The 1206-nt window shown below is 68.7% G+C and carries 1 protein-coding gene; it reads right to left on the reverse strand.

The genetic code is table 11. The annotated features are described in order from the left end of the window. A partial coding sequence (locus H7U20_RS19130) for an AMP-binding protein (protein ID WP_199760745.1) occupies positions 1–1206 on the reverse strand: 1206 nt, incomplete at both ends.

Genomic DNA, 1206 nt, shown 5'->3' on the forward strand with positions numbered 1-1206 from the left:
CCGGTGCGGTACAGGCGGCCGGCGCCGCCCAGCGGATGGTCGACGAAGGCCGCCGCCGTTTGCTGTGGACTGTTCAGGTAGCCGCGCCCGACGCCAAGGCCGCCGACGCAGATCTCGCCCTTGACCCCGATCGGCACCGGCTGCATGGCGCGGTCGAGGATGTAGATGCGGTTGTTCGGCGTCGGCCGGCCGATCGGAATGGCGCTGTGCGCGTCCGGCCGGGCGTTGATGGCGTGCCAGGTGACGTCGTCCGAGCATTCCGCCGGGCCGTACACGTTCATCAGCGGAATCGCCGGGAAGCGCGTGAACCAATCCTGGCTCAGCTTGCTGCCCAGCGCCTCGCCCGTCGGGATCAGGTAACGCAGGCGCGCCAACGTGCGTCCCTCGGAACCACCGTCGAGCAGGCTGCGCATCATGCTCGGCACGGTTTGCAGCAAGGTCACGCCCTCCGCTTCGACCGCTTCGAGCAGGCGGCTCGGATCGTAGGCGATGGTATCCGGCAGCACCACCGTGCGCCCACCGACCAGCAGCGCCGAGAGCATTTGCCAGACGCAGATGTCGAAGGCGGCCGAGGCGGTTTGCGCCAGGCCGTCTTGCGCGTTGATGTTCATTGTGACGATCTTGCCGAACATGTGGTTCAACATGCCCAGCTGCTCGACCATCGCCCCCTTCGGCTTGCCGGTCGAGCCGGAAGTGAAGATGACGTAGGCCAGGTCGCCAGGCGCCGCGCCCGGCAACCCGGCCGGCACCGCGCCGGCGCACCAGTGCTGTTCGAGCACGATGGTGGCAAGGTCCAGGTGTCCGGCCAGCGCTTGCGCCTGAGCCGCGCAATCCTCGGCCACCAGCAGCAGCGGCGAGCCGCTCATCTCGACGATCTCGCGCAGACGCTCGGGCGGATGCTTGACGTCCAGCGGCAGGAAGGCCGCACCGGCCTTCAAGACGGCCACCATCATGGTCAGCAGCGACAGATTGCGCTCGCTCACCAGGGTGACTAGCACATCGCGGCCGGCGCCGGCATCGAGCAGGACCTTGGCGACGCGGGCGGCGCGGGCGTCCAGCTCGCCATAACTCAGGCTGGCGTCGCCGCAGCTGGCGGCGATGCGCGAAGGATCGCGCGCCACCTGCTGCGCGAACAGGGCGGCGAAATCATGCTCAAGCGGGAAATCGTGGGCGCTGGCGTTCCAGGTCTCCAGTTGCAGCGTGCGC

The organism is Rugamonas violacea (genome assembly GCF_016461825.1).
In the GTDB taxonomy this organism is placed as follows: domain Bacteria; phylum Pseudomonadota; class Gammaproteobacteria; order Burkholderiales; family Burkholderiaceae_D; genus Rugamonas.